Source organism: Allobosea sp. FW305-C-101, from assembly GCF_058783685.1.
On the sequence record NZ_JBYSYT010000013.1, the window covers coordinates 34,658 to 60,186 of the forward strand.

General features: G+C 62.5%; 24 protein-coding genes. 20 read left to right on the top strand and 4 right to left on the bottom strand.

Annotation, left to right across the window (positions count from 1 at the left end; all coding sequences use genetic code 11):
• Positions 1–116: 116 nt before the first annotated feature.
• Both AC3WMA_RS26160 and AC3WMA_RS26165 read right to left on the bottom strand, forming a co-directional pair.
• Entirely contained in the window at positions 117–1,553 is a 1,437-nt protein-coding gene (locus AC3WMA_RS26160) for an ATP-binding protein (protein WP_492288180.1), read from the bottom strand.
• Positions 1,550–2,311: a response regulator gene (locus AC3WMA_RS26165; protein WP_492288181.1), complete on the bottom strand. Its 762-nt coding sequence runs from the start codon at positions 2,309–2,311 to the stop codon at positions 1,550–1,552. Before AC3WMA_RS26165 ends, AC3WMA_RS26160 begins: the two co-directional genes overlap by 4 nt.
• 177 nt (positions 2,312–2,488) lie before the next feature.
• On the opposite strand from AC3WMA_RS26165, the gene AC3WMA_RS26170 reads away from it, so the two are divergent.
• From AC3WMA_RS26170 to AC3WMA_RS26200, 7 genes are all read left to right on the top strand, one after another.
• Positions 2,489–2,707, top strand: coding sequence for a hypothetical protein (locus tag AC3WMA_RS26170; RefSeq protein WP_492288182.1), 219 nt, complete (start codon positions 2,489–2,491; stop codon positions 2,705–2,707).
• A gap of 59 nt (positions 2,708–2,766) precedes the next feature.
• A complete protein-coding gene (locus AC3WMA_RS26175; RefSeq protein ID WP_492288183.1) occupies positions 2,767–4,230 on the top strand; it encodes a TolC family protein in 1,464 nt (487 codons plus the stop codon).
• A 14-nt stretch (positions 4,231–4,244) separates the two neighbouring features.
• Positions 4,245–5,681 carry a multicopper oxidase family protein gene (locus AC3WMA_RS26180; protein ID WP_492288184.1) on the top strand — a complete coding sequence of 479 codons (1,437 nt, stop codon included), beginning with the start codon at positions 4,245–4,247 and terminating at the stop codon, positions 5,679–5,681.
• 35 nt (positions 5,682–5,716) lie between these two features.
• Positions 5,717–6,199, top strand: coding sequence for a cupredoxin domain-containing protein (locus AC3WMA_RS26185; RefSeq protein WP_492288185.1), 483 nt, complete (start codon positions 5,717–5,719; stop codon positions 6,197–6,199).
• Positions 6,200–6,224: 25 nt separating this feature from the next.
• The gene (locus tag AC3WMA_RS26190; protein ID WP_492288186.1) at positions 6,225–6,503 is read left to right on the top strand and encodes a copper-binding protein; all 279 of its coding nucleotides are present in this window, start codon (positions 6,225–6,227) and stop codon (positions 6,501–6,503) included.
• Between the two features lie 460 nt (positions 6,504–6,963).
• A complete protein-coding gene (locus AC3WMA_RS26195; protein ID WP_492288187.1) occupies positions 6,964–7,377 on the top strand; it encodes a hypothetical protein in 414 nt (137 codons plus the stop codon).
• A 79-nt stretch (positions 7,378–7,456) separates the two neighbouring features.
• A complete protein-coding gene (locus AC3WMA_RS26200) occupies positions 7,457–8,752 on the top strand; it encodes a multidrug ABC transporter ATPase (RefSeq protein ID WP_492288188.1) in 1,296 nt (431 codons plus the stop codon).
• Between the two features lie 344 nt (positions 8,753–9,096).
• Here the strand turns inward: AC3WMA_RS26200 and AC3WMA_RS26205 are convergent, their stop codons facing one another.
• Positions 9,097–10,002 carry a LysR substrate-binding domain-containing protein gene (locus AC3WMA_RS26205; RefSeq protein WP_492288189.1) on the bottom strand — a complete coding sequence of 302 codons (906 nt, stop codon included), beginning with the start codon at positions 10,000–10,002 and terminating at the stop codon, positions 9,097–9,099.
• 79 nt (positions 10,003–10,081) lie between these two features.
• On the opposite strand from AC3WMA_RS26205, the gene AC3WMA_RS26210 reads away from it, so the two are divergent.
• From AC3WMA_RS26210 to AC3WMA_RS26270, 13 genes are all read left to right on the top strand, one after another.
• Positions 10,082–11,284: a trans-sulfuration enzyme family protein gene (locus tag AC3WMA_RS26210; protein ID WP_492288190.1), complete on the top strand. Its 1,203-nt coding sequence runs from the start codon at positions 10,082–10,084 to the stop codon at positions 11,282–11,284.
• Positions 11,281–12,348 (top strand): transporter substrate-binding domain-containing protein, encoded by a 1,068-nt coding sequence (locus AC3WMA_RS26215; RefSeq protein WP_492288191.1) that lies wholly within the window; start codon positions 11,281–11,283, stop codon positions 12,346–12,348. The genes AC3WMA_RS26210 and AC3WMA_RS26215 overlap by 4 nt, the downstream gene beginning before the upstream one ends.
• Positions 12,349–12,418: 70 nt before the next feature.
• Entirely contained in the window at positions 12,419–13,534 is a 1,116-nt protein-coding gene (locus tag AC3WMA_RS26220) for an amino acid ABC transporter permease (RefSeq protein WP_492288192.1), read from the top strand.
• Positions 13,535–13,539: 5 nt separating this feature from the next.
• Positions 13,540–14,643, top strand: a complete 1,104-nt coding sequence (locus AC3WMA_RS26225; RefSeq protein ID WP_492288193.1) for an amino acid ABC transporter permease — start codon at positions 13,540–13,542, stop codon at positions 14,641–14,643.
• A 38-nt stretch (positions 14,644–14,681) separates the two neighbouring features.
• The gene (locus AC3WMA_RS26230; protein ID WP_492288194.1) at positions 14,682–15,461 is read left to right on the top strand and encodes an amino acid ABC transporter ATP-binding protein; all 780 of its coding nucleotides are present in this window, start codon (positions 14,682–14,684) and stop codon (positions 15,459–15,461) included.
• Between the two features lie 83 nt (positions 15,462–15,544).
• Positions 15,545–15,811, top strand: coding sequence for a heavy-metal-associated domain-containing protein (locus AC3WMA_RS26235; RefSeq protein ID WP_492288195.1), 267 nt, complete (start codon positions 15,545–15,547; stop codon positions 15,809–15,811).
• A 76-nt stretch (positions 15,812–15,887) separates the two neighbouring features.
• Positions 15,888–18,260, top strand: coding sequence for a heavy metal translocating P-type ATPase (locus tag AC3WMA_RS26240; RefSeq protein ID WP_492288196.1), 2,373 nt, complete (start codon positions 15,888–15,890; stop codon positions 18,258–18,260).
• A gap of 120 nt (positions 18,261–18,380) precedes the next feature.
• Positions 18,381–18,902, top strand: coding sequence for a cytochrome b (locus AC3WMA_RS26245; protein ID WP_492288197.1), 522 nt, complete (start codon positions 18,381–18,383; stop codon positions 18,900–18,902).
• A 91-nt stretch (positions 18,903–18,993) separates the two neighbouring features.
• On the top strand, positions 18,994–19,344 hold the full coding sequence (locus AC3WMA_RS26250) for a hypothetical protein (RefSeq protein WP_492288198.1): 351 nt from the start codon (positions 18,994–18,996) through the stop codon (positions 19,342–19,344).
• A gap of 129 nt (positions 19,345–19,473) precedes the next feature.
• On the top strand, positions 19,474–19,872 hold the full coding sequence (locus AC3WMA_RS26255; protein WP_492288199.1) for a FixH family protein: 399 nt from the start codon (positions 19,474–19,476) through the stop codon (positions 19,870–19,872).
• Complete coding sequence (locus tag AC3WMA_RS26260; RefSeq protein ID WP_492288225.1) at positions 19,869–21,287, top strand: efflux RND transporter periplasmic adaptor subunit; 1,419 nt, start codon at positions 19,869–19,871, stop codon at positions 21,285–21,287. The genes AC3WMA_RS26255 and AC3WMA_RS26260 overlap by 4 nt, the downstream gene beginning before the upstream one ends.
• The gene (locus AC3WMA_RS26265; RefSeq protein ID WP_492288200.1) at positions 21,284–24,454 is read left to right on the top strand and encodes an efflux RND transporter permease subunit; all 3,171 of its coding nucleotides are present in this window, start codon (positions 21,284–21,286) and stop codon (positions 24,452–24,454) included. The genes AC3WMA_RS26260 and AC3WMA_RS26265 overlap by 4 nt, the downstream gene beginning before the upstream one ends.
• Positions 24,455–24,796: 342 nt before the next feature.
• The gene (locus AC3WMA_RS26270; protein ID WP_492288201.1) at positions 24,797–25,006 is read left to right on the top strand and encodes a hypothetical protein; all 210 of its coding nucleotides are present in this window, start codon (positions 24,797–24,799) and stop codon (positions 25,004–25,006) included.
• A gap of 96 nt (positions 25,007–25,102) precedes the next feature.
• Here the strand turns inward: AC3WMA_RS26270 and AC3WMA_RS26275 are convergent, their stop codons facing one another.
• A complete protein-coding gene (locus tag AC3WMA_RS26275) occupies positions 25,103–25,483 on the bottom strand; it encodes a VOC family protein (protein WP_492288202.1) in 381 nt (126 codons plus the stop codon).
• Positions 25,484–25,529: the final 46 nt, after the last annotated feature.

A 25,529-nucleotide genomic window follows, 5' to 3' on the forward strand; every position in this document is an offset into this window, starting at 1 on the left:
TGCGGACGCCTGACTCTTGCGTATTCCATCGCCGTTGCAGTTATTGGCATTCGCCACTATAGCGGAATCTCAATCTCAGCATTCGAAATGCGGAGCAGCGGCTCTATTGCAGCTGCTTATGCGATCTGCCTTTCAGGATCAGCACCACCGGTTGATTGTCCAAAAGCGAAATTGGACGGGCGGGCTTTGAGTTGATCTGCTTTCGACAAGGTGATCGTTACGCATAAGCCGCCAGACGCGCGGTTGGCCAAACTGATGTTCCCTCCATGAGTCTGGATCACTGATGCTGCGATGGTGAGGCCCAAGCCCGTGCCGCCAGTCTCGCGTCCGCGGGATTCCTCAAGCCGGACGAAAGGATGAAACACCCGCTCCATATCGGCTTGTGGAATGCCTGGGCCTTCGTCTTCGACAGTAATAACGAGGTGCTGATCGATCTCCGAAATCGTAACGCTGGCCGTCTCGCCGTATTTAATGGCATTGCTTATGATGTTAGAGAAGGCGCGTTTGAGGGACAGGACGCGTCCCAACACCGGAGCGGAGGCGAGCCCCGTCAACGAGACCCGATGCCCCTGATCGATATGCTCGTCGACGATTGTCTCAATGACCGAAGCGAGGTCGATCGGCCGGATCACTTCGCTGGAGACGCCGCCACGCAGATATTCCAGCGTCGAGTCGATCATCGCCTCCATCTCCCCGAGATCGGCGTCGATCAGATCGCGGGTCGCGTCGTCGTCGAGGAGTTCCGAACGGAGCCGCAATCGTGTGATCGGCGTGCGTAGATCATGTGATACCGCTGCCATCGCCTGCATGCGCTCGGTGACGAGGCGCTGTATGCGCTCGCGCATGGTATTGAAGGCCCGCGCCGCACGGCGCACCTCGATGGGTCCGTTTTCAGGAAGCGGCTGCGGCGTTTGGTCAAGGCTGAAGCGCTCGGCTGCAACGGCAAGGTCCCGCAGCGGCCGCGTCGCCCAGCGTAGCAGAAGCAAGGCGACGACGACGATGCCGACGCCGAAGCAGATCGTGACAGCGATCACGCTCCACTCAAGGTGCTGGGTGGCCCCGAGGGCGGAGGACGAGAAATTCACCCAGGAGCCGTCGGTCAGGCGCACCGAGACCAGCATCATGTGCCGGTAGGCATCGGCATTTCCACTTCCCAACGCACCGTCATCCGCGAAGCCGACCCGGAACGACTCCGCGGCGAGTTCAGGCGCCAATTCCTTGAGGCGCGCTTCCATGATCTGGGCCCGTTCCGTCGCTGGCGCGTTGCCGAGCACCAGGCTGACATTGCTCCAGTGAACCTCAAGGCTTGCGCTCGACAAGTCGTGGGCCACACGATCGCGCTCCGGCGCATCAAGCGTGCTCGCGATTGCTCGCTTGACCGAAACAATGTGCTCGGCGAGGCCGCGGTCGCGTGCCGCCATGGCAAGGCTTTCGAAGCCGACGCGATAAGCCCAGAAGCCGAGCAAATGAAACGCCAGGAGTGCGGCCACCAGGATCATGATGGCGCGGCTAGCGACCGTATCAGGCCAAAGGCGCTCGATGTATTTCCTCAAGCGGATTGTCCTTCCCGAATGCGGACATCCGACGCGAATACATAGCCGGAACCACGGACGGTTTTGATCAGTTGGCTGCCATTGGTGACGGCTTCGAGCTTGCGCCGAAGCCGGCTGATTTGGACGTCGATGGTGCGATCGAACGGGTCGCCGCTGCTTCGGGCCTTGGCGAACTGCATCAAGGACTCTCGCGACAGCACGCGGTTGGCGTGTTCCACAAAAGCGACGAGAAGGTCGAACTCACCGGTTGAGAGATCGATCAGCGTCCCCGAAGGTGATTGCAGCTCTCTGCGACGGAGATCCATCGACCAGCCATCGAACGTGACGATCTCGGAACGCCGGGTTTCAGCGGCGTTGCGCGAGCGAGTGCGGCGCAAGACGGCTCGAATCCGCGCCAGCAATTCGCGCGGGCTGAACGGCTTGGTCACATAATCATCAGCACCGCCCTCGAGACCGATAATCCGGTCGGTCTCCTCGCTGCGGGCGGTTAGCATCACGATCGGAACCTGGGACGTCATGCGGACGTCGCGGCAGAGCTCGACACCCGATCGACCCGGCAGCATCAGGTCGAGCACGATCAGATCGATGGTGGTGCGGGCTACGACATCCATCATGACACGCCCGTCCGGCGCCCCGGTGACCTGATAGCCCTGGCGCTGGAGGAAACGTGAGACCAGAAGCCTGATCTGCGGATCATCGTCTACCACGAGGATATGACCGTGATCTTCGGCAATGGTTTTGATTGGATCCTGATCCATCTTTCGCGCGGCTTCCCAGAACAAGCCTGACTGTATCGTGCCGCTTCTGTCCTTGCGGCGACTGCACAATAGCGCGCTTATCGCGGTGCCGCCCGCGTTGCTTTGATACAATTTGTAACGGACGCCAGCGGCAGAGCGCTGCTACCCCAATGTTGTCGAAACACGGGGAGCCGAATCGTGACGTTCGTGAAGGTGCCGTTCCTGGCAGGTATAGGGCTGGCGTTAAGCGCCTGTTCGCTGACATCCGTTCCGGACCATCTTGCCAGGCCGGCTGATCCGAACGTCCGCGTCCCCGCTGTCCAATACCGCAGCGTGACCACCGGCGCCGCCACTTTCCGTCCGGTTGATCCGAAGGATTGGCGCGAACTCAATCGTGAAGTCGGTCCGAAGTCATGACGTCGGCTGCCATGTCCGTATCCATTACAGAGATCGATTTTACCCGGGGAAGGACAGTCTTGACCGCTCCAGCGATATCGAATGCCCGTCGTCTGTTCCGGTTTGGGCTGCTCGCCGGAGCGGCGGCTCTGCTGGGAGGCTGCGCGAGCTTCTCCGCCGATGGCGGCATGGGCACGATCCAGTCTGCCACTTACGCCGATATCGGCAAGGATGTCGTGAAGGTCGCCGATGACCAAACGGCACTGACAGCGAAGGCGCGCGTCGACCAGCTGCTGCGCAAGCCACTAACGGCGGATACCGCGGTGCAAATCGCTCTGCTCAACAATCGCGGCCTACAGGCTGCCTTCAACGAACTCGGCATGGCTGAGGCTCAGATGGTCGCAGCCAGCCTGCCGCCCAATCCGCGGCTTGGCATCTCCAAGCTTTCCGGCCGCTTCGAGGTCGAGATCGAGCGGCAGATCGTCGGCAGCCTGCTGGCGCTCGTGACATTGCCTGCTCGGGCGGAGATCGCACGCGAGCGTTTTCAGACGGCACAGTTTCGCACGGCCGAGGCGGTGCTGAAGCTCGCGGCTGATACACGCCGCCAGTATTACCGTTCGGCCGCAGCTAATGCTCAGGTCGCCTTCTATCAGGAGGCCAAGGCTTCGGCTGATGCGGCTTCCGAACTGTTCAAGCGGCTCGGCGAGAGCGGCGGTGTCAACAAGATCGACCAAGCCCGCGAGTTCGCCTTCGAAGCCGAGTTGTCCGTGCAGCTTGCCCAGGCCCGCCAGTTGCAGCGCCAGGAACGTGAGCGCCTCGTCCGCCAGCTCGGGCTCTGGGGCGATGATCTGAAGTTCCGGGTCGGCAGTCTGCCGCCCTTGCCGCGCCTGCAATCGGTCAAGGCGATCGAGGCCGAAGCGTTGCGCAAGCGCGTCGACCTGCGGATCGCACGGGCCGAGCTCGACACGCTCGCCAAGTCGCTAGGCCTCAGCCAGGCGACCCGCTTCGTCAACGATATCGACCTGCTCGGCCGCCGCACCTACGACCGCAGCCGCAGCGTCAACGACCATGGTCATGTCGAGCGCGAATCCAGCCGCAGCCGGACGCTGGAGCTGGAGATCGACATCCCGATCTATGATTTTGGCCAGTCCAAGGTCGCGCTGGCCGAGCAGACCTATATGCAGGCCGCCAACAAGCTGGCGGAGAAAGCGGTCAATATCCGCTCCGAGGCTCGCGAGGCCTACACCACCTACCGCGCCAATTACGACATCACCCGGCAATACCAGAACAACGTGCTGCCATTGCGCAAGATCATTCTGGACCAGTCGCTGCTGCAGTACAGCGGCATGCTCACCGACGTGACGGATCTCATCACCGATGCCCGCAACCGCATCCTCTCGAATGTCGCTGCGATCAATGCTCGGCGCGACTTCTGGATCGCCCATACCGACTTCAAGCATGCCCTGATCGGCGGTGGCAGCGGGGGAGGCGGCCCGGCCACCGTCGCGGCGGCGAGCGGCGGCGACGCCGGCGGCGGGCACTGAAGGAGTTTCCCGACATGACATCCCTATCTCGCAGAGGCTTCATCGGTTCGTCCGGACTCGTTCTGGCTGGGGCGACCGCCGTCTCGGGGCGCACCGCCTTCGCCGCTGTTCCCGAGGCCCCGACCATGAAGGAGGCGACGACGCAGGCGCCGCTCGTGCCGACCACGGGGCCGGACTACCAGCCGGTCGCAACCCTGAACGGCTGGTCGCTGCCCTGGCGAATGAACGGCGACTGGAAGGAGTTCCATCTCGTCGCCGAGCCCGTGGTGCGCGAGCTCGCGCCGGGTATGAAGGCCAATCTCTGGGGCTATAACGGCCAGTCGCCGGGCCCGACCATCGAAGCCGTCGAGGGCGACAAGGTCCGCATCTACGTCACAAACAAGCTGCCGGAGAACACAGCCGTCCACTGGCACGGCCAGCGTCTGCCCAACGGTATGGACGGCGTCGGCGGGCTGACGCAGCCGCATATCCCGCCAGGCAAAACCTTCGTCTACGAGTTCCAGCTGCGGCGCTCCGGCACCTACATGTACCATCCCCATTCGGATGAGATGGTCCAGATGGCGATGGGCATGATGGGCTTCTTCGTCGTCCATCCGAAGGACCCGGCATTCCGCCGCGTCGATCGCGATTTCGTCTTCCTGCTCAACGCGTTCGACATCGAGGCCGGCTCGTATGTGCCGAAAGTCAACACCATGCTCGACTTTAATCTGTGGTGCTGGAACAGCCGGGTGTTTCCCGGCATCGACCCCCTCGTCGTCGGCAAGAACGACAAGGTCAGGGTCCGCTTCGGCAACCTGACCATGACCAACCACCCGATCCACATGCACGGCTACGAGTTCAAGGTCTCCTGCACGGATGGCGGCTGGGTCGACCCCGCAGCGGCCTGGGACGAGGTCTCGATCGATTGCGCCGTCGGGCAGATGCGCGCCTTCGACTTCGTCGCGGACGAGCCGGGCGACTGGGCGATCCACTGCCACAAGTCGCATCACACCATGAATGCCATGGGGCATTCGGTGAAGACCTATATCGGCGTGAACAAGAAAGACCTGGCTAAGCGCATCGCCAAGATCGCGCCGGGCTACATGCCGATGGGCTCGAACGGTATGGGCGAGATGGGCGGCATGGAAATGCCGCTGCCCGACAACACCTTGCCAATGATGACCGGCTTCGCCCAGTTCGGCCCTGTCGAGATGGGCGGCATGTTTTCGGTCGTGAAGGTCCGCGAGGGGCTGGCGACGAACGATTACAAGGACCCCGGTTGGTTCAAGCATCCCGAAGGCACGGTCGCTTTCGAATATAAGGGCCAGAAGCTTGCGGAGGCGCCGCGAGGAACGTCGTTGGACAGCGGCGTCGAGGCCACCGAGTGGCGCGTCAAGGATCCGCGGAAGCCGAGCCTCGGACCTGACGGCAAGTTGCTGCCGGCCGCGAAGAACCCGCATTCCAATCACTGACTTGGCGACAACCTAAACCACCTCTGGAGAGATACATGAAGACAGCAACGTTCAAATTAGCCGCGATCGCCCTTCTGATGTCGGCCGGCGCCGCCTTGGCGGGACCCGGTGCGGCAGGTCATGGCCATGGCGCCGAGACGGCCTATGGCAAGCCGGGTGATCCCAAGAAGCCGGCCCGGCCCGTCCAGGTTGTGATGAGCGAGAAGGACGGCAAGATGACCTTCATCCCCGACCGGATCGAGATCCGCCGCGGCGAGCAGGTCCGCTTTCAGCTTCGCAACAACGGCGAGCTGGATCATGAGCTCGTTCTGGCCACGCTTGAGGAGAACCTCAAGCACGCCATTGAGATGCAGAAGAACCCCGACATGGAGCACGACGATCCGAACGCCAAGCGGCTGGCGCCGAAGAAGACCGGCGAGATCGTCTGGGCGTTCACCAAGCCTGGCGAATTCGATTTCTCCTGCCTGATCCCCGGTCACCGCGAAGCGGGCATGACCGGCAAGATCATCGTCAACTGAGTGATATCAGCGAAAGGATCATCCCATGCTGAAGACCGCTGCCACCCTCGCTTTCCTGATCGTCGCGCTGCCCGCAGTCGCCCAATCGGTCAGCGGCACCGTCACAAAGGTCGATGATGCTCAAGGGAAGCTCACGATCAATCACGGCCCGATCAAGAATCTCGACATGGATGGCATGACCATGGTGTTCAAAGCCGGAGATGCCGGGATGCTGAAAGGCCTGAAGGCCGGTGACAAGATCAAATTCGACGCCGACCGCGTCAACGGCCAGCTCACGGTGACCAAGCTGCAGAAGTCCAAGTAATCCCTATGTGCGGCAAGGCGTGAATTCGCCTTGCCGCACAGAACGTTGTTTCGGACAAACCGGCTGTCTGTCGCCGAACTCCGGCGACGCTGGTTACGTCAGCAGATGTATTGTCTGACGGAAGGATCCTCGCGAGCCGTCAGAAGCCTCGCCCCCGACCCATGCAGAGAACGAGACAAGCTGAAAGGCGGGCCATGCGATTGGTCTTGCTGGGGATCCCTATTGCGCTGGTGGCGCTTCACGCGCGAGCGGCCGACGGTGATCTGCAGCGCGCGCTGATCAAAGTGTCTTGCCCTACGGGCAAGGTCACGCGCCTCAATCCCATTGGTCAGAGTGAGGTCTATGAAGCGAACTGCTTCGGCCGGCGCATCAAAATCGTCTGCATGAGAGGACACTGCTCCGCTGAAAATCCGCCTCAAAGCCGGGATGGCCCGGAATGATGTCGTAGCTGACAAGTTCAATGCATACGGCGAAAGGCCATCGCATGATCGGGAACTGCCTGAAATCATCACAAATGGGCGCGTTTCGGGCGCTTTGTGCTGTGGCTGCTGGGATGCTGTTCGTTGGACAGGCGGAAGCCCAGTCGGTCAAGATCGTCGGAATAGGCGCCTCAAGCTGCCAGTATTTCTTGCGGGAAACTAACGGCAAACCGGAAATCGAAAAGAATTTCTTTGCTTGGGCGCAAGGTTACATGAGCGGCCTGCTGTTGCGGGCACCACCTGGAAAGGACGAGGATCTTGACCTCGCGCCGGACGCCTATCCCTTGCTTAAGCAGGCCGAGTTCCTGCGGAGCTACTGCACGCGCAACCTCGATGCCGACTTCAGCGATGGGGTGAACGATCTCTATCGCACGCTTCGAGCTCCACCGAGCTGAGGCCCGCAATCCTATCTGAAGGCAAGGCAGATGGCGCCGATATGGGCGGCGTCGCTACCGAAGATTGAGTTCAGCAGACGTGAACGCGACGTTCCAGTTTATCCATGATCTCGGTCACCGGATCATGGGCCTCGATTATCCGCACGGCCATTGGCTGATCAATATTGCGGCGGCGCTGCTGTTTGTCGTTGCGCCGGTGTGGACACTCTGGATTGGCCTGCGGCTTGGGTACCGGCGCTACAGTGCGAGGCGCCGCCGGCGCGCCCGGTTTGCGGCCGCGACCTCGCGCGCTCCAGAGCGCCCGACGGCCAGTGATCGAGCGTGGTCGCTTGAGGCTTATGTCATCCGTGCGACTGCAAGACCGCAGGCGAAGCTCGTGATCATTTCGATTATGACGCTTCCGACGGCGTGGCTTCTGCTTGAGATACCCAAGCATATTATCAATCATGCTCTCGCCGATGCGAGCGATAGTGGTCACGTCGACATGGTGCTGTTTGGCCTGTCGCTGGACCGCATGTCGCTTCTGTTTGCGCTGTGCGCAGGCTATCTCGGCACTCTGACCTTGAACGGCCTGATCAAATACGCGGCCATGCGCATCCGTGGCCGTGTGAGTGAACGGCTGGTTCGCAGGCTTCGGCTCGGCGTCTTGCGCCGCGCGCGCGCGGGCGCGACTTCGGAACAGCGGGCGCATCTTTCTGCGGTAGTAGTGCAGGAAGTCGAACCGATCGGGTATTTCGGCGGGAGCCTTGCCGTTGTTCCCGTCATTCAGGGTGGGGCCCTGCTGACCAGCATCCTATTCCTATTGATGCAAAACCCGGCATTGGCTCTGGCGGCACTGCTGATGTTGCCCCTGCAGCTCACGCTTTTGCCCGGCTTGCAGAAGCGGCTCAACGCGAAGGTGCGGGACAGGGTCCGTTCGACCCGCAAGCTAGGCGGTCTCATGATAGCAGACGGCTCAGCTTCCGCCTCCCATGGCTCACATTCGACAGCCGCTCGGCGTGACTTATCAATCCTGCGCCATCAGATGCGAACGACGGCGAGCCTGGAAACGATCCGGGTCGAGATCAGCGATCTGAAAGGCAGGATCAAGGGCCTGTACAATTACACGTCCAATCTGACGCCATTTTTTTTCTTCACGATCGGCGGTTACCTCGTCGTCAGAGGGCAGTTGTCGCTCGGCGCGCTTGTTGCCGCTCTTGCCGCCTATCGGGAAATATCGCCGGCGCTGCGGGAACTGTTCGATTTCATGCAGAACTGGTCGGATGCGAAAGCCCGCTTCAGCGAGGTCACCAGAGCCATGGGTCAGGTTCGTACCGTTCCGGTGGCGATCGACGCCTCTCAAATCCCGCTTCGTCGCGATCGGCTGGCGAGCTGAGGGGCGCTGCGCATCCCTGGCTCGGCCGCTGGCGAGCATCTTCCATGTATTCGGCGCTATCGAGCGTTTCGAACGACGGTTGATCAAGGTGGTTTGGTTGAAACTGCGGTCGACCGACCTAGTCGGCAGCATGCGAGGGTATCGACGCCATCACCTGCTCCCTTCCTCGGGCCGCTCGGAACCCAGCAGCCCAACGCATGACCCGTTAGAGAGCGACATCGGTGGGACGCCCATCGTCGATCTCCTGGCTATAGCGAGCGCCCAAGAGGTGGCACTGTCGATCCCGGAAGCTCTCAAGCATCGTCAGGACCGTCGCGCGCGACATCGTCTGATCTTAGAGCCTATCACGGAGCTTCATCCCCGAGAGCGAAGGCGTTTCGGACGGCATAAAGCTCGGCGACAAAGGCTGAGACGAGGCGGGAGTTCGCGCTGCCGGGCGGCTTCAAGAGCAAGGCGCGGAAGTGCACAGCCGGCTCGAAGGGGCGGACGACAATCCCCTGGATCATCTTGTCGGCGATGATGAACGGATTGACGAGGCCTATGCCGAGACCTTGAGAAGCCAGGATGGCGATCGTAACGCCATAGGGCGTCTCCACCAGAATGCGAGGCTGGACACCGTATTCGGAAAAGATCTTGTCCATCGTAAGCCGCACGGTGTCCTCCGGCGCGAGCGCTAGGAAGCCCTCATCGTTCAGGTCTGCCGGCGTGATAACGTCCCGGCTTGCCAGAGGATGTCCTTGGGGGATGACGCAGACGGCGCGAGGCGTGGTGAACACGCTGTGCAGGACACCATCAGTGTCGATCTCGTCGGCTGCCAGTCCAATGTCGAAGCTGCCTGAAGCCACCAGATCGCGAACGACGTTGGACGTGCGGACCTGATAGCTGATCCGCACCTGCGGATGCTTGCGCGAGAATGTCGTGATCGCTCGCGGGACGAGGCCATGCCCGAGAGCCGACAGGCTGGCGACCCGAATGGTCCCGGCGCCGACCTCCTTGATCTGAGCAGCCCGCAGCTTGAGACGATCGAGGCCGACCAGGTTCGCCTTCACTTCGGCATGGAAGAGCAGGGCTTCGCGGGTCGGGACCAAGCGGCCGCGGATCCGATCGAACAGGCTGAATCCGAGTTCGGCTTCGAGCTTGGCAAGCGAACGGCTGATGGCCGGCTGCGACGTGCTGAGCAAGGCAGCCGCCGATCCGGCGCCGCCGCTGGTCATGATCGCATGGAATACGTCGATATCGCGCAGGTTCATGGGCCAGCCATATCAAGAATGGATTGACTCTATCGATCCGGCCATAGATGGCAATGTCGGCGCGAGCTAGCGTCAAGCCATGACGAAATCCGACGACACCTCGCACATCCATCCACCCGAGCGTTCACGCCAGCCGTTCCAAGCAGTGGCAATGCCGGTTGAGCGCGCTTCGACGATTGTTTTCGACGATCTCGAGGCGTTCGAAAAGCGAGCCGAGCGCGTCTATGACGGTTTCAGCTATGGGCTTTATGGGACGCCGACGAGCCGGCTTCTCGAGGACCATATTGCCCAGCTTGAAGGGGCGGCGAGGGCGGTCGTGGTGCCGTCGGGCATGGCGGCGATGACGCTGGCGACAATGGCGGTGTGCCGGAGCGGTGACCGCATCCTGATGCCCGAGACGCTCTATGGGCCGGCGCGGGATATGATAATTCGCTTCCTGGGGCCGCTCGGCATCGTGGCGCAATCCTACGACCCACGGCTCGATGCTGGGATTGCAGCCCTTCTCGACGAACGGACGCGGCTGGTCTGGGTGGAATCGCCGGGGTCCGGAACATTCGAGATTCAGGACGTGCCGGCGATCGTCGTGGCGGCCCACAAGACTGGCGCGTTGGTCGCCGCCGACAACACCTGGGCGTCTCATCTGCTGTTCAAGCCGCTGGCTCACGGCGTCGACATCAGCATGCAGGCGCTGTCGAAGCATGCCGGTGGTCATGGCGACCTGCTCATGGGCTCGCTCGCCGTGCGCGACGAAGTTCTGTTCCGGCGCCTGAAGGATACCGCGCGCTTCCTTGGCTACGGCGTTTCACCTGAAGATTGCGCGCTGTGCGAGCGCGGTCTGATGACCATGCCGGTCCGCATGCGCCATGCCGCTGCAAGCGCGGCCAAGATCGTGAGCTGGCTGTCGCAACGCTCGGAGGTCGCTCGCATCTTGCACCCGGCTATGCCGGACCATCCCGGGCATGCGGTCTGGAAAAGAGACTTTTCCGGCGCGGCCGCCGTGTTCTCCGTGGTGCTCAGACCGGAGCTTGCGCCCTTCCAGGCCGAAATCCTCCGGCGGATGCGCCTGTTCAAGCTCGGCGCGAGCTGGGGCGGCGTTCATTCGCTGATCGCTGTCAATGATCCGCGAAAAGGTCGGACCAGTTTGGACTGGCTGCCATCCGGACCGGTCTGGCGATTGTCGATCGGGCTGGAAGGGCTCGATGACCTGATCACTGATCTGGAGCAGGCCTTAGCCGAGCCTGCTGCAGCTTCTTCGATGGCAGGCTGCAAGGCAGCTGAATGACCACCAAGAACCAAAACAGGGGAATGGAGATAACCATGACAAGATTGAAAGTGCTTCTCGGCACGGCGCTTGCCGCCGCTAGTTTGACGGCGGGCATCAGTGATGCCGGCGCACAGAGCGTCGTGAACAAGATCAAGCAGCGCGGCTATGTGAGCTGCGGGGCAAGCCAGGGCGTGCCCGGCCTCTCGCGGCCTGACGAGAACGGCTACTATCGCGGCTTCGATTCCGACATCTGCCGGACCTTCGCGGCGGCCATTCTCGGCGACAAGGACAAGATCCGCTATGTCCCGCTGAACGCCGGTCAGCGTTTCCCGGCGCTGCAGACCGGCGAGATCGACGTCCTGTCCCGCACCTCGACCATCACCTACAGCCGCGACACGGTGGTTCGCTTCGTCTGGATCAATCTCTATGACACGGACGGACTGCTGGTCCGCAAGGCCGATAAAATCACCGAGCCTAAGATGCTCGAGGGCAAGACGGTCTGCCTGCAGGGCGGCGGCAGCCTGACCGAAAAGGCGATCGAGGAGACCGAAGAAGAATTCAACATCACGATGAAGAAAGTCTATTTCGACTCGACGATCCAGGCTCGCGATGCCTTCTTCGGTGGTCGCTGTGACTCCTATGTCACCGACGGAACGGCCGCGGCTGGGCAACGGGCTTCGGTCGCGAAAAACCCGGACGATTACGACATCATCAAGGTCGGCCACGCGGCCGAGCCGAATGGAGTCGCCGTAGCGCGCGGAGATGATCAGCTCTTTGACATCGTGCGCTGGACGATGAACGCCCTGTTCTGGGCGGAGTTGAACGGCATTACAGCGAAGAACATCGACGAGAAGTTGAAATCGGGATCGAGCGAGATCAAGCGGGTGCTTGGTCAGGAGCCAGGCTTCGGCAAGCCGCTCGGGCTCGATGACAAGTGGGTCTACAACGTCGTCAAGCAGATGGGGAATTACGCCGAGATTTGGGACAACAATCTCGGGAAGAATAGCCCTCTTAAGGTCGACCGCGGCCTGAATGCACTCTGGAAAGATGGTGGGCTGAACTACCCTTACCCCTGGGATTAGGCGAAGTCCGGGGGAGCGGAACGAACGCTCCCCCTGTTCCATGGGGCATTCAAAAAGAAGGGGAGACGGCATGCTTCGCGATGCCAGGACGAGATCGATCGTCATTCAATGCGCGCTGGTGGCGGTTGTCGTCGGCGCAGCGATCCTGCTCGTTACTACCACCTTCACGAACCTGCAGACGCGCGGCATTCCGATCGGGTTCGATTTCCTGACGATGCCGTCCCGGATCGTGATCTCAGAGGCGATCCTCTCGTATAAGTCGCGTGATCCATATTACTGGGCCATCGTCGTCGGCCTAGCGAACACCATCTTCATTTCGGCGCTCGTCATCGTGTTCTCGTCGGTGCTGGGCCTGATCGTCGGCGTCACCCGGCTAAGCAGCAATCCGCTCGCCTCGGGCATGTGCCGCATCTGGGTCGAGATCGCGCGCAATTCGCCACCAATTGTCCTGCTGATTTTCCTTTATTCGCTCTGGTGGAAAGTCCTCCCGCCGGTCACTGAGGCGCTCAATCCGGTTCCGGGCGTCTTCGCCTCGATGCGCGGCGTCATGGTCCCGAGCGTTCACATCAGCATAACAACCGCAGGCATAGTGCTGATCGCCATAGCCGGCTTGGTGGTCCTCGCTGCTCGGACCGTAGGTGCCCTGCGCAAATTTCGCTCCGTCCTGAGCTGGGCCGCGGTTGCCGTGCTTTTGCTCGGCCTTTGGATGGCCGATGTAAACTTCTCGACCGACTGGCCGGAGTTCGCGGGCTCGAATTTCCGGGGCGGGCTGGAGTTGACGCCGGAACTCAGCACAATCCTGATCGGCCTCACGATCTATACGACCGGCTTCATCGCCGAGATCGTGCGCGGCGGCGTGTTGTCGGTCGGGCGGGGCCAATGGGATGCCGGCCGGTCGGTCGGCCTGTCCCGGACCCAGATTCTGCGGCTGATTGTGATCCCGCAAATGCTGCGGGTGATCGTGCCGCCGCTCAACAGCCAGTACATCAACGTGGTCAAGAATTCGACACTGGCGATCGCGGTCGGTTATCCGGATTTCCTTGCGGTGATGAACACGATCATCAGCAAGTCCAGCCATTCGATCGAAGGTGTCTTCATCATCCTGGGTGTCTATCTCGCCCTCAACCTGACCCTGTCGAGCGCGGCCAACTGGTACAACCGCCGCATCGCGATCGTGGAGCGCTGAAACCCGTGAAGACGATTTCGCTTCCGCTTTCCGAGGCTCCCGTGCCGTCGCAAGCCTGGTCCCCACCGCTTCTGGCCCCTCTGCGCCGGCTCGCCTGGCTCCTGTTTGGCTCGCCGCTGAATGCCATCCTGACGTTGGTTTTCAGCGTCATGCTCGCGATCGCGGTGCCACCGATGCTGCGCTGGCTTGTGTTTGATGCGGTCCTGTTCAACCCGGATCCCGCTGCCTGCCGTGCGGCGTCAGGCGCCTGCTGGAGTTTCATCTACGCCAAATCAGGCCAGCTGCTGTTCGGCATCTATCCGGTCGACGAGCGATGGCGGCCCGCTCTGGTCTGCGTGCTGATCCTGGTGCTGCTCGGCTGGTCAGTTCGGCCCGCGAGCTGGACACCGCGGCTGGTCTGGCTGTGGGCTGCAGCGCTCGCGCTGATCGTTTGGCTGATGGGCGGCGGTCTCGGACTCGACGAGGTCCCGACCTCGTCCTGGGGTGGCCTGCCGGTGACGTTGATTCTCACCGTCGTTGCGATCGGGATCGCCTTTCCGGTCGGTATCCTGTTGGCTCTGGCGCGCCGCTCCGCCATGCCGGCCGTCAGGATCGGGGCGGTGGTCACGATCGAGTCTGTGCGCGGCCTGCCGCTGCTCTCGATCCTCTTCGTCGCCTCGATCATGCTGCCGCTCTTCCTGCCGGAGGCGCTGTTGCCCGATAAGTTCGTACGTGCGCTCGTCGCCCTGACGGTCTTCGCGGCGGCCTATCTCGCTGAAGTCATCCGCGGTGGGCTGCAGGCCATCTCGAAGGGGCAATATGAAGCGGCCGCGGCACTCGGCTTGCCGTTCTGGCGGACGCAATATCTCGTGATCTTGCCGCAGGCGATCAGGGTGGTGATCCCGGCGCTGGCCAACACCATCATCGTGATGATCAAGAACACCAGTCTCGTGCTCGTGGTTGGGCTCTTCGATCTGATCAGTTCGGGCAAGGCCGCTCTGGCCGACCCGGCTTGGCCGTCGCCGGCCGCCGAAACCTTCCTCTTCATCGGCGCGATCTTCTTCGCCCTGTCCTTCTCATTCGCCCGCTTTGCCGATTTCCTGGAGCGGCGCGGTCCCGCTGCCCATTAGGAGGCGCCACCATGAACTTGGCTATGACCGAAAGCAGGATGACCAGCGCCCGTCCCGCGGCGCTGAAATCGACATCGCTCAACACCGCGACTGCCGTCGAGATGATCGGCGTGAACAAGTGGTACGGCGAGTTCCACGTGCTGCGCGACATCAACTTGAAGGTGTCCCGCGGCGAGAAGCTGGTCATCTGCGGCCCGTCCGGTTCGGGCAAATCCACCATGATCCGCTGCATCAACCGCCTGGAAGAGCACCAGAAGGGCCAGATCATCGTCGACGGCACGGAGCTCACCAACGATCTCAAGAAGATCGACGAGATTCGCCGCGACGTCGGCATGGTCTTCCAGCATTTCAACCTGTTCCCGCATCTGACGATCCTGGAAAACCTGACGCTCGCCCCGATCTGGGTGCGCAAGATGCCCAAGAAGGATGCCGAGGAGATCGGCATGCATTACCTGACGCGGGTGAAGATCCCCGAGCAGGCGCTGAAATATCCGGGCCAGCTCTCGGGCGGCCAGCAGCAGCGTGTCGCGATAGCGCGTTCGCTCTGCATGAGCCCGAAGATCATGCTGTTCGACGAGCCGACCTCGGCGCTCGACCCCGAGATGGTCAAGGAGGTGCTCGACACCATGGTCTCGCTGGCCGACGAGGGCATGACCATGCTCGTCGTCACCCACGAGATGGGCTTCGCCCGCCAGGTCGCCGATCGTGTCATCTTCATGGATGCCGGCCAGATCGTCGAGATGAACGAGCCAAACGCCTTCTTCAAGAATCCGCAGCACGAGCGCACGAAGCTGTTCCTGAGCCAGATCCTGCATTGAGGGCGAGGGGCGAAAAGTGCTTGACCTTCCCACAGTAGGAAGGCGCAAGCTGCTGCAATCCTCAACTATGGGACATTGCAGCGATGTGCTCCTGCCAGCAACATTCAGGTACCGCCGCCAACGCGACAACCGCTCCTGAAGGCGCAATCAGCTTTCGCGTCGAGGACATGACTTGCGGCCATTGTGCCGGCACGATCAAGAAGGCGATCGAGGATCAATTGCCCGGAACCGCGGTCACCGCCGACCCGGCTTCGAAGCTCGTCAGCGTCGTCGGCGCGGCCGACTTCGCCGCCGTCAGGTCGATCGTGACGGGTGCCGGATACACGCCCAGCGCGGATCGCGTCGGCTGATCGCGGGCGGCCGGCGTGAACCCCCCGGCCGCTGATGAATTGGCAAGGCAAGGGGCGAGAGGTTAGGCGGCGAGCCATGGCAGATCATCAGCGTCACGCCGGTCATCAGCACGATGACCACTCGCACCACGGCCATTCTCATGGCGCAGGGGAGAGTGCGAAGGACCCGGTCTGCGGGATGGCCGTCGATCCGGCTACGGCCAAGCATCGCGCCGCCCATGCGGGGCAGACCTATTTCTTCTGCTCCGCCGGCTGCCAGCACAAGTTCGAGGCCGATCCGGCCGCCTATGTTGGTGAGAAGGTCGAGACGCCTGCCGCCAAGCCGGCGCCCGAGGGCACGATCTACACCTGCCCGATGCATCCCCAGATCCGCCAGGCCGCGCCGGGAAATTGCCCGATCTGCGGCATGGCGCTCGAACCGGAGATCGCGACGCTTCAAGAGGGGCCCAGCGCCGAGCTCGTCGACATGACCCGCCGGTTCTGGGTGGGCCTCGCGCTCGCCGTCCCGGTGTTCGTGCTGGAGATGGGCGGGCATCTCGTCGACTTGCACATGCTTCTTAGCCAGCAGAGCTCGAATTGGCTGCAGCTGATCTTGGCGACGCCCGTCGTGCTCTGGGCCGGCTGGCCGTTCTTCCAGCGGGCCTGGGCCTCGCTTGTCAATCGCAGCCTGAACATGTTCACGCTGATCGCGATGGGCACGGGTGTCGCCTGGTCCTATAGCGTTGTCGCGACCGTTGCTCCGACCCTCTTTCCCGATACCCTTCGTTCGGCCGAAGGCGCGGTCGCGGTCTATTTCGAAGCGGCCGCCGTGATCACCGTTCTGGTGCTGCTCGGACAGGTCCTTGAATTGCGGGCTCGCGAGCAGACCGGCGGCGCGATCCGAGCCTTGCTCGACCTTGTTCCGAAGACGGCGCGGCGGGTACGGGACGATGGCGAGGACGAGGATATCAAACTCGACGCCGTCCATGTCGGGGACCGCTTGCGGGTTCGTCCGGGCGAGACGGTGCCGGTCGATGGCGAACTGATCGAAGGCCGCAGTTCGATCGATGAATCCATGGTCACAGGCGAATCGATGCCGGTCACCAAGGAGACCGGTGCGGCTCTGATCGGCGGCACGCTCAACACCACCGGCGGATTCATCATGCGCGCGGGCAAGGTCGGCAGCGACACCATGCTGGCCCGCATCGTCTCGATGGTGGCGGAGGCTCAGCGCTCGCGGGCGCCGATTCAGCGCCTGGCGGACCAGGTCTCTGGATGGTTCGTTCCGCTCGTCATCGTTATCGCCATCGTCGCTTTCGGCGCCTGGATGGCATTCGGGCCGGAGCCGCGCTTTGCGCATGGGCTCGTCGCCGCCGTCGCCGTGCTGATCATTGCCTGCCCTTGCGCGCTCGGCCTGGCGACGCCGATGTCGATTATGGTCGGGGTCGGGCGCGGTGCTCATCTCGGCGTTCTGATCAAGAATGCCGAAGCTCTGGAGCGCTTCGAGAAGGTCGATACCCTTGTCGTCGACAAGACCGGCACGCTGACCGAAGGCAAGCCGCGGCTGACCGGGCTGAAGCCGGTCGGCGCGTTCGATGAGAACGAGCTGCTGCGGCTTGCCGCTTCGCTGGAGCGGGCGAGCGAGCATCCGCTCGCTGCCGCGATCGTCGATGCGGCGAAGGAGCGCGGCCTCGCCCTGGCCGAGGCGCAGGATTTCGACAGCCCTGTGGGCAAGGGGGTGACGGGGACGGTTGAAGGTCGCTCGCTCGTGATTGGCAGCCACCGGATCATGACTGAAGCCGGTATCGACACTGCCGCTCAGGCAGCCGAGGCGGAATCGTTGCGCGCCGAGGGCGGCACAGTGATTTTCGTGGCGATCGATGGCCGCGTCGCCGGACTGCTGATGATCTCTGATCCCGTCAAGCAGACCACACCGAAGGCGATCAAGTCGCTCAAGGGCGCCGGCATTCGCGTCGTGATGCTGACCGGCGACAACAAGACGACGGCGCAGGCGGTCGCGCGCCGGCTCGGCATCGAGGAGGTAGAGGCCGAGGTCCTGCCCGAGGACAAGAGTGCGGTCGTTAGCAAGTTTCGTTCGCAGGGCAGGGTGGTCGCGATGGCCGGCGACGGCGTGAACGACGCGCCAGCGCTGGCGGCGGCGGATGTCGGGATCGCGATGGGCACGGGCACGGACGTCGCGATCGAAAGTGCCGGCGTAACCCTGCTCAAGGGCGATCTGGAGGGCATCGTGCGCGCGCTTCAGCTCAGCCGGGCGACGATGAGCAATATCCGGCAGAACCTGTTCTTCGCTTTCATCTACAATGCGGCGGGCGTCCCGATCGCCGCCGGCGTGCTCTATCCGATATTCGGATTGCTGTTGTCGCCGATCATTGCGGCGGCGGCGATGGCCTTATCCTCCGTCAGCGTGATTGCCAATGCGCTGCGGTTACGCACCGTCTCTCTGGAATAAAAGCAGTCCTTCAACGGCTTGATCGGACTGCGTTGAGCCCGTCCAGCGCCTGTCACAGGACGGTTGCCTCCCGCTTATGCCCGACCCACACGCGCCATTCAAAACGAACGGGCCTGAATCGTGAGCTTGTTGCAAAGCGTTCTTGTTCCCAAGGTCAGCTCGGGCAAGTCGTTTGGTGCCTATCAGCGCTGGATCCACTGGAGCGTGCCGCTGTTGTGTATCGCCCAGGTTCCGACATCCTGGGCAATCCAGCGCACCCATATGGCACATGGATTCACCAAGCCTGCCCCGTTCGATCTGTTTTTGCATCAAGTCCATGCCTGGATGGGCTGGCTGATTATGGGACTTGCGCTGCTGCAGATCGCGCTGCGCTACATCTACGGTCGCCCCTCGCTCGAAGGGTTGTCGCCACTCGAACGACGGGCTGCGACGGGTGTTCATGTTGCCCTGTACGGCCTTCTGCTGCTTTTGCCATTTACGGGTACGGTTGCGATGTATCTCAGCTTTCGCGGGGCGCCCGTCCATCGATGGCTAAGCTGGGCGCTGCTGACCTTAGCGCTGATCCATGTCGCTGGAGCGCTTTGGCATCATTTCTATCGCCGCGACGACATCCTGTGCCGTATGATGACTGGCCAAAGGTGAGATCACGAAGCAGCGATTTTGCTTGCTCCCGGTCAAACAGCCGCAGTTCTAGCCCTTTTCCGATATCTGACGGTATGTCAGAACTGGTGCTATGAAGTTTCGACTTCTCACGCATGTGTTGGTCTTGGGGCTGTTCGTCACGGCCACGATGTTGGCTGCCCTGGTGGCGCCGGCGAAGGCCGGCTATGCCCGCATGGACAGCGAGACGATGGCGGCAATGTCGCCTGAGATGCCGTGCTGCCCCAATCCGAAAGACAAGCAACCGGATTGCACGACGAACTGCCCGGCTGTGAGCTTCTGCCTGGCCAAGAGCTTCGCGAGCGAACCAACGGCGTTTGACCTGGTTGTTCAACCGGTTGTCGTAATGCTCGGGCTTGCGGGTAATGAGGCCGCACGCCTTTCACAGCCGAGCGAACCACCCGCCCGACCTCCACGAACCTGAGACATAGCCGGCGCTCATACGCCGGTCGCGACCGCACGGTAAATCCGAGCGGTCGGTGCGCCGTGGCAAACGCCACGTTGGGAGCTGCGCGCGCAGGCGCGGCAGTCTTACCGTCTCAGGATCTCGACAATGATTTTCACCCGCACTTCGCGCGCGCTCATCGCCGCGTTTCCGCTCGTCGCCATTGCAGTGCCAGCTTTGGCGGAGGTCAAGGATTACGAATTCCGCCTGACCCAGAATGAGTTCAAGCAGGGCAACGGTGTCGTCATCACCGTCAGGCTGATCGACAAGCGATCAGGCAAGCCGGTGCCGGATGCCGTCATCTTCGTCAAGCGCATCGACATGGAGCCGGAGGGTATGGCCACGATGGCCTCTCCGATCGAAGCGCTTCCCGCTCCAGAAGCAGGGACCTACAGCTTCAAGACCAATTTGGTCATGGAAGGCGGTTGGCGGTTGTCGCTTGGCGCCAAGGTCCAGGGCGAAACGGGTACGCTCGAAAACAAGCTGATCCTCAAGGCCCTGCCATGAAACGTCTCGCCCTCACAGGCCTCGCTCTCGCCGCCATTCTGGCGGCGGGAGGTGCGGGCTATTGGGCTGGTCATCGCGGCATTGTGGTGCCTGGCCTGCGGAATTGGCTCGGCATCGAAGGCTCACTCGCGGCAAACGAGCCCGTTGGCGGCGATCTGGTGATCTACTATCAGGACCCTGACCACAAACCGGTCTATTCGGCAGTGCCGCGCCAGACCGAGGACGGCAGGCCCTTCACGGCCGTCCTCGCTAGCCAGGACATCAGCTTCGAGGAAAAGCCTCCGGGTGAGGAGCGGAGGGCCCAGGCCGACACGAAGCGCATCCTTTACTACCGCAACCCCATGGGTCTCCCGGATACGTCGCCGGTGCCGAAGAAGGACTCGATGGGGATGGACTATCTCCCCGTCTACGAAGGCGAGGGGAACGAGGACGGGGTCATCAAACTCTCACCCGGGCGCATCCAGCGTAGTGGTGTGCGCTCTGAACTGGTCCGTCGCCAGAGCATTGCCCAGACCATTCGCGTTCCGGGTGTGGTGCAGCTCGACGAGCGACGCATTTCCGTCGTGGCGATACGCGCGGATGCTTTCGTCCAGGAGGTCGCGCCGGTCACGACCGGCGATCGCGTTGCCAAGGGTACGCGGCTCGCGCGCATCTATTCGCCTGAAATCAGCACGGCTGGCGCCCAGTTCGTCACCGAGCTCAACGCCGCTGCTCGGGGCGTGCCCGAAGGCGGCGCGAGGCAGCGCCTCGAAAATCTCGGCGTTCCCCCGGAGGTCATCGCCGAGATCGAGCGCAGCCGAAAGGTGCCGCTCACGATCAACTGGTCGGCACCGCGTGACGGCATCGTGCTGGAACGCTCGGTCAGTGATGGGATGAAGATGGCCGCCGGCGGCAGTCTATTTCGGCTTGCCGACATCTCGACGATCTGGGTTCTGGCCGATGTTCCGGAACGCCAACTGGCTGCCGTCAGCATCGGCGCACCAGCCACGGTGCGGCTGCGCGGTCGCCCGGGAAATTCCTTCGAGGGGCGCGTCAGTCTGATCTACCCGGAGATCGCCGAGGCGACGCGGACGGCAAAGGTCCGCATCGAGCTTGCCAACCGCGACGGCATCCTGTTGCCGAACATGTATGCCGACGTCGAGATCGGTTCCGGCGATGCAGCTCCGGAACTCGCCGTTCCCGACAGCGCCGTGATCGATAGTGGCACGCGCCGCGTCGTTATCCTCGATCGCGGCGAAGGCCGTTTCGAGCCACGCGAGGTCAAGCTCGGCCGCCGCGGCGACGGCATGGTCGCGATCACCGAGGGCGTTGCCGAGGGCGACCGCGTCGTCGTCTCGGCCAACTTCCTGATCGACGCCGAGAGCAACCTCAAGGCCGCCCTAAGCGGCTTCGCGGAGCCGGAGGCCAAGCCATGATTGCCCGCCTGATCGCCTGGTCGGCGCGCAACCTGATCCTCGTCCTCGTTGCCGCCGCCTTTGCCGTCGCAGCAGGCGTCTATGCCCTCAAGACCTTGCCGCTCGACGCCATTCCCGATCTCTCAGACGTCCAGGTCATCGTCTACACCGAATATCCCGGCCAGGCGCCACAGGTCATCGAGGATCAGGTCACCTATCCGCTGACGACCTCGATGCTGACCGTGCCGAAGGCGCGCGTCGTGCGCGGCTTCTCCTTTTTCGGCGTCTCCTTCGTCTATGTGATCTTCGAGGATGGCACCGACCCCTATTGGGCGCGCTCGCGCGTGCTCGAATATCTCAATACCGCGGCACGCCGTCTGCCCTCGGGCGTGACGCCGACGCTCGGGCCGGACGCAACCGGCGTCGGCTGGGTTTATCAATACGCCGTCATGGCCAAGGACATGACCCTGGCCGAATTGCGCTCCCTGCAGGATTGGAAGATCCGTTTTGCTGCGTCGCGTGCCGAGGGCGTGGCAGAGGTCGCCAGCGTCGGCGGCTTCGTCAAGCAATACGCGATCGTCGTCGATCCCGTGCGTTTGCGCGCTCAAGGTGTCTCATTGGCTACGCTGCGCGAGGCCGTGCGCAGCAGCAATCTGGATGTCGGCGGCCGCACGGTCGAGCTCAGCGAGTTCGAGTTCATGGTGCGCGGCCGCGGCTATCTGAAATCCATCGCCGACATCGAGAACATCGTCCTCAAGAGCGATCGAGGCGCGGCGCTTCGCCTCTCCGATGTCGCGCGGGTCGAGATCGGGCCGGACGAGCGGCGAGGCATCACCGAGCTCAATGGCGAGGGTGAGGTCGCAAGCGGCATCATCCTTCAACGTTTCGGCGCCAACGCGCTCGCCGTGATCGAGCATGCCAAGGCGCGACTTGCCGAGGTCGCGGCGAGCCTACCGGGCGGGGCTGAGATCGTACCGGTCTACGATCGCTCTGGGCTGATTGAGCGGGCGATCGAGACATTGAAGGGCACGCTGATCGAAGAAAGCATCATCGTCGCCCTGGTCTGCATCGTCTTCCTGCTGCATCTGCGCAGCGCCCTGGTTGCGATCATCATGCTGCCCATCGGCATCCTGATGGCGTTCGCGGCAATGAAGGTGCTCGGCCTCGGATCCAACATCATGAGCCTCGGCGGCATCGCCATCGCGGTCGGCGCGATGATCGACGCTGCGATCGTCATGATCGAGAACGCCCACAAGCACCTCGAACGGGCCGCGCCGGACAAGCCACGCGTCGAGATCTTGATCGAGGCCGCGAGCGAGGTCGGACCGGCCCTGTTCTTCAGTCTCCTCGTCATCACGGTCTCGTTCCTGCCGATCTTCACGCTGGAAGCGGAAGAAGGCCGCCTGTTCGGGCCGCTTGCCTTCACAAAGACCTTCGCCATGGCGGCAGCGGCGCTGCTGTCGGTGACGCTGGTGCCGGCGCTAATGGTCGTCTTCGTGCGCGGTCGGATCATTCCGGAGCATAAGAACCCGATCAACCGGGTCCTGATTGCAATCTACCGTCCTCTCATCCGCGGCGTCCTCAGGGCCAAGACCGTGACGATCATTCTGGCGGTCGCGGTGCTGGGTCTCAGCCTCTGGCCGATGCGACAACTCGGCTCCGAGTTCATGCCGACGCTCGACGAGGGCACGCTGATGTACATGCCGACCACCCTGCCGGGCATCTCCGTCACCAAGGCGGCTGAACTGCTCCAGACCCAGAACCGGATCATCCGCTCCTTCCCGGAGGTCGCCTCGGTCTACGGCAAGGCCGGACGCGCCCAGACCGCTACCGACCCGGCGCCGACCGAGATGTTCGAGACCATCATCAACCTGAGGCCCAAGACCGAGTGGCGTCAGGGCGTCACGCTCGACAGTCTCAAGGGGGAGATGGACAAGGCGCTCCAGTTCCCCGGCGTCTCTAATGCCTGGACGCAACCGATCCGGGCCCGCATCGACATGCTGGCAACCGGCATCCGCACACCGATCGGGGTCAAAGTCTTCGGCACCGACCTGGCACAGATGGAGGCGGTATCTCGACAGATCGAGACCGTCCTCAAGGCGGTCCCGGGGACAAGTAGCGCCTATGCGGAGCGTGTCATCGGTGGCTACTTCCTCGACATCGTGCCGGACCGGATCGCTCTGGGGCGCTACGGGCTCTCCGTCGGCGACGTGCAGAATGCGATCGTGATGGCCATGGGTGGTGAGACGGTGACGACGACTGTCGAGGGCCGCGAACGCTATGGCGTGACCATCCGCTATCCCCGTGACCTGCGCTCCGATCCGCAGGCGATCGCGCGCGAGGTCCAGGTCTCGACCCCGTCCGGGGCCAGCGTGCCACTCGGCGAGGTCGCGAGCGTTAAGCGCAAGCGCGGTGCAACCTCGATTCGGACCGAGAACGGCGAGCTTGCGGTCTACATCTTCGTGGACACCGTCGGGCGCGACCTCGGAGGCTATGTCCGCGATGCCCAGAGTGCGATCACGCAAAGCGTCACGCTGCCGGCAGGCTACCGCATCGCCTGGAGTGGCCAGTTCGAATATCTCGAGCGGGCCGAGGCACGCCTCAAACTGGTTGTGCCGGTGACGCTCGCGATCATCTTCCTGCTGCTCTATCTGAATTTCCGCAGGCTGACCGAGACCTTCATCGTCATGCTTTCGCTGCCCTTCGCGCTGGTCGGCGGCGTCTGGCTGCTATGGTGGCTCGGCTTCAACATGTCGGTGGCCGTGGCCGTCGGCTTCATCGCTCTCGCCGGCGTAGCCGCTGAGACCGGCGTGATCATGCTGATCTATCTCGATCACGCGCTCAGCGAGGTGCGGGCACGATGCGCATCAGAGAGGCGAGTGTTCACACGCGCCGATCTGCACGAGGCGATCATGCTCGGTGCCGTCGAGCGCGTTCGGCCGAAAATCATGACCGTGGTCGCGATCATGGCGGGCCTGCTGCCGATCCTCTGGAACACCGGCACCGGATCGGAGGTGATGCAGCGCATCGCCGTGCCGATGATCGGCGGCATGGTCTCCTCGACGGTGCTGACACTACTGGTGATCCCGGCGATCTACGGCCTGGTGAAGGGCTGGCGATTGCCGTCGAATACCCCTGAGAAGGTCGTATCCGGAGTCGAGGCAGCGCAACTCGCTGCCGTTGAATAATGGAGGGACCACGCATGCACGACATGATGAGCGGCATGGGCTGGGGCATGGCCCTGGTAGGCCTCCTGGGTATCGCCGTCCTGGTGCTGGCGATCGCCGCGCTCGTGAAATACGTCTTTTTCCGGTGAGGGCTAGGTAGGCACTATCTGATCCATAGGATGAAGACGGTCATCCACGTGACCTCGCCGCGCCAGCTCTAAGCCGCGCCTGCGCGAGCGCAGTTCACGAAATCGAAAATCGATATCGGGAACCGATATCATAGGTCGATCGTTTGACTAAAAGTCCGCTCAGGGAGGATTGACCACCCGAGCGGATCGTCAACCCGGAGCGAGGGAGATTCACATGACCAGTGAAGCAGACCGTGATCCCCGTCATCACACGCAAAATATGCAGGCTCGTTTTCAGGAGACCATCGACCACCTACGCGAGGACGTCGAAAAGGTGGACGAGCCTCAGCTCAAGGCGATGTTCGAAACTTCGGCTGAAGTGCTCGCCGGTTTGGTCAAAGCCTTCCGCGACTACGAGCAAAAGAATGAAAGCGCGTGGCGCTAGGTAGGAAAGCGCAACACAGGGGGAGATTGCCCTCATCCAACTGACGCCCTGCCAGGATACGCCTGATCAAGGAGGCCGCGATGATGTGGATCTCTATTACGTCGGCGCTTCGAAGAGTTCGATCGGATTGCCGGCAGGATCCTCAAGCAGGATCTGCTTGCCGCCCATACCCTTGACGATGTCGTTGCGGAAATGCGCTCCGGCTTGACGCAGGGCGGCAACTTTGGCCTCCAAGTCGGTAACCTCGATCTGGATCCGGTTCCAGCCACCCGGTTCCGGTCTGCGTCCATCGGGCATGGGTTGGGCAGCACCACCAGGCCCGCCTGATCCATTGACCAGAAGACGCAGAGCACCCTTAGCCAAAATCGCAAAACTCGGCGCGGGATGCGCAGCAACCGAGAAGCCGAGGTGGTTGCTATAGAACGCAATTGCTGCATCCACATCGTCGACGATGTAACGCACGCTGACCGTAGTCATTGGCTTCCTCCGCAATGTGCTGGCTCCAAGCCCTCAATCCCCGACG

Bases quoted from the DNA above. Each gene is read 5' to 3' on its own strand.
- AC3WMA_RS26165 (WP_492288181.1), bottom strand. From the start codon at position 2,311: ATGGATCAGGATCCAATCAAAACCATTGCCGAAGATCACGGTCATATC.
- AC3WMA_RS26180 (WP_492288184.1), top strand. From the start codon at position 4,245: ATGACATCCCTATCTCGCAGAGGCTTCATCGGTTCGTCCGGACTCGTT.
- AC3WMA_RS26185 (WP_492288185.1), top strand. From the start codon at position 5,717: ATGAAGACAGCAACGTTCAAATTAGCCGCGATCGCCCTTCTGATGTCG.
- AC3WMA_RS26190 (WP_492288186.1), top strand. From the start codon at position 6,225: ATGCTGAAGACCGCTGCCACCCTCGCTTTCCTGATCGTCGCGCTGCCC.
- AC3WMA_RS26195 (WP_492288187.1), top strand. From the start codon at position 6,964: ATGCATACGGCGAAAGGCCATCGCATGATCGGGAACTGCCTGAAATCA.
- AC3WMA_RS26205 (WP_492288189.1), bottom strand. From the start codon at position 10,002: ATGAACCTGCGCGATATCGACGTATTCCATGCGATCATGACCAGCGGC.
- AC3WMA_RS26210 (WP_492288190.1), top strand. From the start codon at position 10,082: ATGACGAAATCCGACGACACCTCGCACATCCATCCACCCGAGCGTTCA.
- AC3WMA_RS26215 (WP_492288191.1), top strand. From the start codon at position 11,281: ATGACCACCAAGAACCAAAACAGGGGAATGGAGATAACCATGACAAGA.
- AC3WMA_RS26220 (WP_492288192.1), top strand. From the start codon at position 12,419: ATGCTTCGCGATGCCAGGACGAGATCGATCGTCATTCAATGCGCGCTG.
- AC3WMA_RS26230 (WP_492288194.1), top strand. From the start codon at position 14,682: ATGACCAGCGCCCGTCCCGCGGCGCTGAAATCGACATCGCTCAACACC.
- AC3WMA_RS26235 (WP_492288195.1), top strand. From the start codon at position 15,545: ATGTGCTCCTGCCAGCAACATTCAGGTACCGCCGCCAACGCGACAACC.
- AC3WMA_RS26240 (WP_492288196.1), top strand. From the start codon at position 15,888: ATGGCAGATCATCAGCGTCACGCCGGTCATCAGCACGATGACCACTCG.
- AC3WMA_RS26250 (WP_492288198.1), top strand. From the start codon at position 18,994: ATGAAGTTTCGACTTCTCACGCATGTGTTGGTCTTGGGGCTGTTCGTC.
- AC3WMA_RS26255 (WP_492288199.1), top strand. From the start codon at position 19,474: ATGATTTTCACCCGCACTTCGCGCGCGCTCATCGCCGCGTTTCCGCTC.
- AC3WMA_RS26260 (WP_492288225.1), top strand. From the start codon at position 19,869: ATGAAACGTCTCGCCCTCACAGGCCTCGCTCTCGCCGCCATTCTGGCG.
- AC3WMA_RS26265 (WP_492288200.1), top strand. From the start codon at position 21,284: ATGATTGCCCGCCTGATCGCCTGGTCGGCGCGCAACCTGATCCTCGTC.
- AC3WMA_RS26270 (WP_492288201.1), top strand. From the start codon at position 24,797: ATGACCAGTGAAGCAGACCGTGATCCCCGTCATCACACGCAAAATATG.
- AC3WMA_RS26275 (WP_492288202.1), bottom strand. From the start codon at position 25,483: ATGACTACGGTCAGCGTGCGTTACATCGTCGACGATGTGGATGCAGCA.